Source organism: Actinomadura sp. NPDC048032 (genome assembly GCF_040653175.1).
GTDB lineage: Bacteria > Actinomycetota > Actinomycetes > Streptosporangiales > Streptosporangiaceae > Spirillospora > Spirillospora verrucosospora.
In genome coordinates this window covers 1-8,590 of record NZ_JBEZJP010000367.1, presented here as the reverse complement: position 1 = coordinate 8,590, position 8,590 = coordinate 1, and the positions used below count along the sequence as shown (strand labels likewise).

General features: G+C 69.9%; 7 protein-coding genes. 5 read left to right on the top strand and 2 right to left on the bottom strand.

All coding sequences use genetic code 11. From position 1 onward, the window contains the following. Positions 1 to 155: 155 nt before the first annotated feature. A complete protein-coding gene (locus AB0C69_RS32990; protein ID WP_360358839.1) occupies positions 156 to 1,307 on the bottom strand; it encodes an EamA family transporter in 1,152 nt (383 codons plus the stop codon). Positions 1,308 to 1,600: 293 nt separating this feature from the next. On the opposite strand from AB0C69_RS32990, the gene tig reads away from it, so the two are divergent. The 4 genes from tig (at position 1,601) to clpX (ending at position 6,143) form a co-directional block, all read left to right on the top strand. Continuing rightward, positions 1,601 to 3,088, top strand: coding sequence for a trigger factor (gene tig, locus AB0C69_RS32985; RefSeq protein WP_345180873.1), 1,488 nt, complete (start codon positions 1,601 to 1,603; stop codon positions 3,086 to 3,088). Positions 3,089 to 3,338: 250 nt separating this feature from the next. Then, a complete protein-coding gene (locus tag AB0C69_RS32980) occupies positions 3,339 to 3,971 on the top strand; it encodes an ATP-dependent Clp protease proteolytic subunit (RefSeq protein WP_345181000.1) in 633 nt (210 codons plus the stop codon). Positions 3,972 to 4,032: 61 nt separating this feature from the next. Continuing rightward, positions 4,033 to 4,695, top strand: coding sequence for an ATP-dependent Clp protease proteolytic subunit (locus AB0C69_RS32975; protein ID WP_360358840.1), 663 nt, complete (start codon positions 4,033 to 4,035; stop codon positions 4,693 to 4,695). A gap of 173 nt (positions 4,696 to 4,868) precedes the next feature. Further along, the gene (clpX, locus tag AB0C69_RS32970; protein ID WP_149261596.1) at positions 4,869 to 6,143 is read left to right on the top strand and encodes an ATP-dependent Clp protease ATP-binding subunit ClpX; all 1,275 of its coding nucleotides are present in this window, start codon (positions 4,869 to 4,871) and stop codon (positions 6,141 to 6,143) included. A gap of 71 nt (positions 6,144 to 6,214) precedes the next feature. On the opposite strand, the gene AB0C69_RS32965 is transcribed toward clpX, so the two are convergent. Continuing rightward, the gene (locus tag AB0C69_RS32965; RefSeq protein ID WP_360358838.1) at positions 6,215 to 6,676 is read right to left on the bottom strand and encodes a TetR-like C-terminal domain-containing protein; all 462 of its coding nucleotides are present in this window, start codon (positions 6,674 to 6,676) and stop codon (positions 6,215 to 6,217) included. Positions 6,677 to 6,913: 237 nt separating this feature from the next. On the opposite strand from AB0C69_RS32965, the gene serA reads away from it, so the two are divergent. Continuing rightward, the gene (gene serA / locus AB0C69_RS32960; protein WP_345174831.1) at positions 6,914 to 8,503 is read left to right on the top strand and encodes a phosphoglycerate dehydrogenase; all 1,590 of its coding nucleotides are present in this window, start codon (positions 6,914 to 6,916) and stop codon (positions 8,501 to 8,503) included. The last annotated feature ends 87 nt before the right edge of the window (positions 8,504 to 8,590 follow it).

Here is an 8,590-nt window from a genome sequence, read left to right as displayed (position 1 = left end):
GGCGACGCCGCGAACGTCCGGTTTGAATGGGGGCATGACAAAGGTGGCGGAGCCCGGGCAGTTCACCCAGCAAGGACAAGGGCCGCTCCGGCAAGAAGCGCTGACACCCGGCGACAGCGTTGAACGGCGTCCCCCGCTCGGCGGCGGGGCGCCGTTCAGTCGTCGCCGAAGCCGCGCCAGCGACCGTCCGAGCCCGTCTCGGTCGGGCGCCGCGGGCGGACGGGACGCCGCGGCTGCGGCGCCGCCTCGGGGGGAGGGGCCTCGGGCCGGGCGTGGGAACCCTCGCCGAGCGGGTCCTGCGCGTACGGGGAACGCTGCCGCGGCACCTGCGGAGCGTGCCGGTACGGCTGGCCGAGCCTCGGGCCGCCCAGCGCCGGCCCGCCGACCGCCGTGCCGAACGGGTCCACCGCGTCGGCGCCCTCCGCGGAGGAGCCTTCGGGCTCGTCCGGAATCGGCCGGTGCCGGGGGAACTGCAGGACGGCGACCGCGCCCAGCGCCAGCGCGCCCAGCCGCATCGCCGAGTGCGCCGCGTCCTGCGGCCACGGCTCCGCGTACAGGAACGTGCCCATGACCAGCAGGTAGGTCTTGGCGCTCACGGTCATCACGGTGGCCACGATCGAGACCCGGCAGCGCTGGAACGCCATGACCATGATCCCGAACCCGATGGCCGCGGCCAGCACCGTCAGGTACGGCCACGGCGTCGCGGCGATGCGCGGGCTCGTGGCGTGCGCGTCGTCGCTCCACCCTTTGATCGCCAGCTCGGCGGTGCCGACCGGGAAGCCCGAGCTCAGACCGTAGGCGATGCCGGTCACCGGGCGGGCGTGCCGGCCGTCGGGCCGATGGTCGCCGAGGACCAGGATCAGCACCGGCACCAGCACCGCGGGGGCGACCACCGCGGCGATCTTCCACAGCGGCGCGTCGGCCGAGCCGATCGGCTCGTCCCCCCGCAGCGACGCGGTCAGCAGCAGGATCGCCCCGCCGATCAGCACCAGGCTGAGCCACTCGCGCGGGGTCAGCCGCTCGCCGAAGAAGACCAGCGCGATCAGCAGCAGCGGCACGATGCCCGACATGAAGATCGGTACGGCGGTGGACAGCGGCAGGTTGCGCAGTGCGAGGATCTGCAGGCCGAGGCCGCCGAGCACGATCCCGAGCGCGATCAGGAAGACCCAGTTGCTCACGATCGTCCACACCATGTGCGGGATGCGGTTGCCCCGGACGGGGGGCATCCGGTCCGCCGCGAGCTTGAACACGGCGAACCCGAGGTAGTAGAGACCGGTCGCACTGGAGGCCGCGGCTATCCCGTTCATCCCGGACGAGTATGGGGGTCCCGGTGCTCCATGTCACTGCCCGTACGGTGGCGCTGACTCGGATTCGCCGGGCTTGAGGCCTCCGATGTCCGCAGCCGGGGCCGCGACCCCATAGACTTGGCCGCGCGAAGGCGCGGAGCCGTATTTCGGCGTGCCCGCGCCGCCGAGAGACTGACCGGCCGAGCACCACGGCGCAGCCCGCTGCGTGGAGGCCGAGGGCTCGCACGTAAAGAGGAAGAGAACGCGTCGAACGCCGCGGCCGAGACAGCGCCCGATCAAGGAGACCGACCCCAGTGAAGACCGATGTCGAGGAGCTGACCCCCACGCGGGTCAAGCTCACCGTCGAGGTTCCGTTCGACGAGCTCAAGCCGAACCTCGACAAGGCGTACAAGGAGATCTCGCAGCAGGTGCGGATCAAGGGCTTCCGGCCCGGCAAGGTTCCCGCCCCGCTGATCGACAAGTACGTCGGCCGGGGAGCGGTCCTCCAGGAGGCGGTCAACGACGCGCTTCCCGAGCTGTACGGCCGCGCCGTCGAGGAGTCCGAGATCTTCGTGCTCGGACAGCCCGACGTCGAGGTGACCGAACTGGAGGACGGCACCCAGTTCGCGTTCACCGCCGAGGTCGACATCCGGCCGAAGTTCGAGGTGCCCGACTACGACGGCCTGGAGGTCGTCGTCGAGGACGCCGAGGTCACCGACGAGCAGGTCGGCGAGACCATCGACAACCTCCGCGAGCGCTTCGCCTCCCTCACCGGCGCCGAGCGCGCGGCCGAGGAGGGCGACTTCGCCACCATCGACCTCGTCGCGCGGATCGACGGCGAGGAGATCGAGGACGCCTCCACCGCGGGCTACTCCTACGAGGTCGGCAGCAACTCCGCGATCGAGGGGCTGGACGAGGCCATCGTCGGCCTCGCCGCGGGCGAGGACAAGACCTTCACCGGCACCCTGGTCGGCGGCGAGCACGCCGGCGAGGAGGCCGAGATCACCGTCACCGTGCAGAGCGTCAAGGTCAAGAACCTGCCCGACCTGGACGACGAGTTCGCCCAGCTCGCCAGCGAGTTCGACACGATCGAGGAGCTGCGCGAGGACGTGCGCGTCCGGCTCGGGCGGCAGGTGAAGTTGCAGCAGCTGTCCGAGGCGCGCGACAAGGCCCTCGAGGCGCTCCTGGAGAAGGTCGACATCCCGCTTCCCGAGAAGGTCGTGGAAGAGGAGATCGGCCGCCGCAACCAGCAGCTGGAGCAGCAGCTCCAGATGGCCGGCATGACCAAGGACGACTACCTCAAGGAAGAGGAGAAGACCGCCGAGGAGTTCGACACCGAGGTCGCCGACGCGGCCCGCCTCGCGGTCAAGGGCGGCTTCGTGCTCGACCAGCTCGCCGTCCAGGAGGAGCTGAACGTCGAGAACGAGGAGCTCAGCGAGTACGTCGTCTCGCAGGCGATGCAGATGGGCGTGCAGCCGCAGCAGCTCGCCGAGTACCTGACGCAGAACAACCAGCTCCCGGCGATCGTCTCCGAGGTCCTGCGCAGCAAGGCGCTGAACCTCGTGGTCGAGCACGTCACGGTCAAGGACGAGTCGGGCAACGAGATCGACGTCGACGCCGTGCAGCGCGAGCTGAACGGCGAGACCGTCCAGGCCGAGGACGCCGGCGAGGACGGCGCCGACGTGCAGGCCGAGGGTGGCGCTCCGGAGGAGGCCCCCGAGGAGACGGCTGAGGCCGCCGCTGAGGAGACCCCGGCCGCCGAGGCTGCCGACGAGCAGGACGGCAAGACCAAGGACGCCTAGAGCTTTTCCTGGACGTCCACGAGGCACCGGGCACGCCCCGCATCCGTACGACGGGTGCGGGGCGTGCGCGTGAGCGGGGTCCGCCGGGGCCGAGGCGAGGCGAAGATCGTCCGGAACCCGCGCGTCGCCCGGGCCGCGCCGGGTACGCCCCTGGCGAAAAGCCGGGCCCCCGGGCGTGAGTGGGCCCGTGAGCGCGTTAATGTCCAATCATCCGAACCGATTAAAAGGACCGGAGGAACACCCGGTGAGCATGCCTCCGACTTTCGACGAGTCGTCGCGGATCCAGGCGCGGGTCGCCGAGGCGCCCCTGTTGCCTCTGGGCGACCAGCTGTTCCAGCGGCTGCTGCGCGAGCGCATCGTCTTCCTCGGCCAGCAGGTCGACGACGACATCGCCAACCGCATCTGCGCCGAACTCCTGCTGCTGTCGGCCGAGGACGGCCGGCGCGACATCACGCTCTACATCAACTCGCCAGGCGGCTCCGTCACCGCCGGCATGGCGATCTACGACATCATGCAGTACGTCCCGAACGACATCGTCACGGTCGGCATGGGCCTGGCCGCCTCGATGGGGCAGTTCCTGCTGTGCGCGGGCGCCCGGGGCAAGCGCTACGCCCTGCCGCACGCGCGGATCATGATGCACCAGCCGTCCGGCGGCATCGGCGGCACCGCCTCCGACATCAAGATCCAGGCCGAGCAGATGCTGTACGTCAAGAAGACGCTCGCCGAGAAGATCGCCGAGCACACCGGCCAGGAGCTCGACCAGATCGAGCGCGACTCCGACCGGGACCGCTGGTTCACCGCCGACGAGGCCAAGGACTACGGGTTCGTCGACCACGTCGTGCTCAGCGCCAACCAGGTGCCCTCCGAGGGCCCCGTCTCCTGACGACCTCACAACGATTCGGAGGCACACAGTGAGCGACCTCATCCGACCCGGTTTCAGCGATATGGTCCGGCCCGCCGCGTACGCGGGCGGCTCTCCGAAGCCGGTCGACGACCGCTACATCATTCCGTCGTTCGTCGAGCGCACCACGTACGGGGTCAAGGAGATGAACCCGTACAACAAGCTCTTCGAAGAGCGGATCATCTTCCTCGGCGTGCAGATCGACGACGCGTCCGCCAACGACGTGATGGCCCAGCTGATCACGCTGGAGTCGATCGACCCCGACCGCGACATCAGCATCTACATCAACTCGCCGGGCGGCTCGTTCACCGCCATGACGGCGATCTACGACACGATGCAGTTCGTCAAGCCCGACATCCAGACCGTGTGCATCGGCCAGGCGGCGTCCGCCGCGGCGGTGCTGCTCGCGGCCGGGACGCCGGGCAAGCGGGCGGCGCTGCCCAACTCGCGGATCCTGATCCACCAGCCCGCTACCGAGGGCACCTACGGCCAGTCCAGCGACATCGAGATCCAGGCCCGCGAGATCATGCGGATCCGCGATCTGCTGGAGACGATCCTGGCCGAGCACAGCGGCAAGGGCATCGAGGAGGTCCGCCGCGACATCGAGCGCGACAAGATCCTCACGGCGGCCGAGGCCAAGGACTACGGCCTCATCGACGACGTCTTCGCCAGCAGGAAGCGGAAGGCCGAGGTAGTGTCGTCCTGAGACGGCACGAGGACGAGGGAGTCCCCCAGCCCGGTCGTCACACTTCCGGGCGAGGGGCTTTCCAAGTCCGCTGGAGGCGGTAACGTCGAACCCGACGTCGTGAGCCTCCGGGACGCAGACCAGCTGCGCCGCATCCTCCAAGGCTGGCGGCCCCACGAAAAGGAGACGGTTGGGTGGCACGCATCGGCGACGGTGGTGACCTGCTCAAGTGCTCGTTCTGCGGGAAGAGCCAGAAGCAGGTCAAGAAGCTCATCGCGGGTCCGGGCGTGTACATCTGCGACGAGTGCATCGATCTCTGCAACGAGATCATCGAGGAGGAGCTCTCCGAGACCTCCGACCTCAAGTGGGACAACCTGCCCAAACCACGGGAGATCTACGAGTTCCTCGACTCCTATGTGATCGGGCAGGAGACGGCGAAGAAGGCGCTCTCCGTCGCCGTCTACAACCACTACAAGCGGATCCAGTCGGGTGACACCGGCCGTGACGACCTGGTCGAGCTGGGCAAGTCCAACATCCTGCTCCTCGGTCCCACGGGATCCGGCAAGACGCTGCTCGCGCAGACGCTCGCCAAGCTTCTCAACGTCCCGTTCGCCATCGCGGACGCCACGGCGCTGACGGAGGCGGGCTACGTCGGGGAGGACGTCGAGAACATCCTCCTCAAGCTGATCCAGGCGGCCGACTACGACGTCAAGAAGGCCGAGACCGGGATCATCTACATCGACGAGGTCGACAAGATCGCCCGCAAGAGCGAGAACCCGTCGATCACCCGGGACGTGTCGGGGGAGGGCGTCCAGCAGGCCCTGCTGAAGATCCTGGAGGGCACCACCGCCAGCGTGCCGCCGCAGGGCGGCCGCAAGCACCCCCACCAGGAGTTCATCCAGATCGACACCACGAACGTGCTGTTCATTTGCGGCGGCGCGTTCGCCGGCCTGGAGAAGATCGTCGAGTCCCGGGTCGGCAAGCAGGGCATGGGCTTCGGCGCGCAGATCCGCTCCAAGTCCGACTTCGAGGAGTCGTCGGCGGTGCTCGGCGACGTGATGCCCGAGGACCTGCTGAAGTTCGGCATGATCCCCGAGTTCATCGGCCGGCTCCCGGTGATCACCTCGGTGCACAACCTCGACCGCGAGGCGCTGATCAACATCCTCACCGAGCCGAAGAACGCGCTGGTGCGCCAGTACCACCGCCTCTTCGAGCTCGACGGGGTCGACCTGGAGTTCACCGACGACGCCCTGGAGGCGATCGCCGACCAGGCCATCCTGCGCGGCACCGGCGCCCGCGGCCTCCGCGCGATCATGGAGGAGGTGCTCCTGTCGGTGATGTACGAGGTGCCGAGCCGGCAGGACGTCGCCCGCGTCGTCATCACCCGCGAGGCCGTGCTGGAGCACGTCAACCCGACCCTCGTCCCGCGCGACCGTCCCAAGCGCGAGCCGCGGGAGAAGTCGGCCTGACACCGCACGAGATCTGAACCGCGCGAGAGCAGCGGGCGCCCACGCGGCACCGCTGCTCTCGGCGTTTCCGGCTAGGGGCGCGTCCGTCCTGCGGCCGCGCGGGACGGGTGGTTCCTGAGGGCGAAGTCGACGGTGTCCAGCGCCCACGCCCAGGACGTGTCGGCCGCGCGGGCCGTGTGGCCGAAGGCGCCCGCCAGCTCCAGGCTCACGTAGCCGTGGAACACGCTGCCGAGGAAGCGCACCGCGTCGGTCTGGTCGGGTTCGGGAAGGTCGTATCCGCGCAGGATCGCCCTCGTCATCTCCGCGTGCCGGGGCCCGGCGCTCGCCGCCGCCGTCTCCGGGTCGAGTTCGAAGCGGGCCGCGGCGTACCGTCCGGGGTGCTCGGCGGCGTAGGCGCGGTAGGCGCCGGCGCACGCCACGAGAGCGTCCTTGCCCGCGCGTCCCGCCACCGCGCCCGCGACCCTGTCGGCCAGTTCCTCCAGGGCCAGCAGGGCGACCCGCACTTTCAGCTCCCGCGCGTTCTCGATGTGCACGTCGGCGACGCCGAGCGGGTCGCGTCCGTGCTCGCCTCCGTGCCGGAGCCGAACGCCGCCTGACGAATCATTACAACGCAGGACGAACAGGAGTTACTGGCGGGTCTTTCCCTGCCGCGAACCCCCGCCGCCCCCGGGTTATAGACTCACCGGAGGGGGCGAGGGCACGACGAGGTGACTCGCGACTTCACCTGCACAGCACACGAACACCTACTTTTCTCGAAGGACTGTTTCCACTTGAGCAAGCCCGTCGTCCTCGTCGCAGAAGAACTCTCCCCGGCCGGCATCGCCGTCCTGGAGGCCGACTACGACGTCCGCCACGTCGACGGCAGCGACAAAGAACAGCTGCTGCCCGCCGTCGCCGACGTGGACGCCCTGATCGTCCGCAGCGCCACCAAGGTCACCGCCGAGGTGTTCCGGCACGCCAAGAGGCTCCGGGTCGTCGCCCGGGCCGGCGTCGGCCTCGACAACGTCGACGTGGAGGCCGCCACCAAGGCCGGCGTGATGGTCGTCAACGCGCCCACGTCGAACATCGTCACCGCCGCCGAGCACGCGATCGCGCTGCTCCTGGCCACCGCCCGGAACGTGCCGCAGGGCCACTCCGCGCTCAAGCAGGGCGAGTGGAAGCGCTCCAAGTACACCGGCGTCGAGCTCCAGGGCAAGACCGTCGGCGTGCTCGGCCTCGGCCGCATCGGCGTCCTCGTCGCCCAGCGCCTCGCCGCGTTCGACATGAACGTCATCGCCTTCGACCCCTACGTCCAGGCCGCCCGCGCCGCGCAGCTCGGCGTGAAGCTCGTCACGCTCGACGAACTGCTCCGCGAGAGCGACTTCATCACCGTCCACCTGCCGAAGACGCCCGAGACCCTCGGCCTCATCGGCGACCGCGAGCTCCAGCAGGTCAAGCCGTCCGTCCGCATCGTCAACGCCGCCCGCGGCGGCATCGTCGACGAGGCGGCCCTCGACCTCGCGCTCAAGGACGGCCGCGTCGCCGGCGCCGGCATCGACGTGTTCAGCACCGAGCCGTGCACCGAGAGCCCGCTGTTCCACCACGACAGCGTCGTCGTCACCCCGCACCTCGGCGCCAGCACCCACGAGGCGCAGGAGAAGGCGGGCACCCAGGTCGCCCGCTCCGTGAAGCTCGCGCTGTCCGGCGAGTTCGTCCCGGACGCGGTGAACGTGCAGGGCGGCGCCGTCGCCGAGGACGTCAAGCCCGGCCTGCCGCTCGCCGAGAAGCTCGGCCGCATCTTCACCGCCCTCGCCGGCGGCGTCCCCGTCCGGCTGGACGTGGTGGTCCGCGGCGAGATCGCCGAGCACGACGTCAAGGTCCTGGAGCTGGCCGCGCTCAAGGGCGTCTTCGTGGACGTCATCGAGGAGGCCGTGACCTTCGTCAACGCGCCGCTGCTGGCCCGCGACCGCGGCGTCGAGGTCACCCTCACCACCAGCGAGGACAGCCCCGACTGGCGCAACGTCGTGCAGGTGCGCGGCACCATGTCCGACGGCTCCGTCGTGTCGGTGTCGGGCACCCTCACCGGCCCCAAGCACGCCGAGCGGATCATCGAGATCAACGGCTACAACATGGAGCTCGTCCCGACCGAGCACATGGCGTTCTTCTCCTACGTCGACCGCCCCGGCATCGTCGGCGCCGTCGGCAAGCTGCTCGGCGACGAGCAGGTCAACATCGCCGGCATGCAGGTCGGCCGCGACGCCAAGGGCGGCAAGGCGCTCATCGCGCTCACCGTCGACTCGGCCATCGCGCCCCAGCTCGTCGACGCCATCAGCCGCGAGGTGGGCGCCGACATGGGCCGCCGCGTCGACCTGGAGGGTTAGCCGCCGGGGGGCGACCCCCGCATGACGCGAAGGCCGGCCGTCACGACGGCTGAGCCTCGGGCGCGGCGGCGCGCCCCCCGCCCCCCA

Coding starts and splice junctions, on each gene's coding strand:
- AB0C69_RS32990 (WP_360358839.1), bottom strand. CDS start 1,307: ATGAACGGGATAGCCGCGGCCTCCAGTGCGACCGGTCTCTACTACCTC.
- AB0C69_RS32980 (WP_345181000.1), top strand. CDS start 3,339: ATGCCTCCGACTTTCGACGAGTCGTCGCGGATCCAGGCGCGGGTCGCC.
- AB0C69_RS32975 (WP_360358840.1), top strand. CDS start 4,033: ATGGTCCGGCCCGCCGCGTACGCGGGCGGCTCTCCGAAGCCGGTCGAC.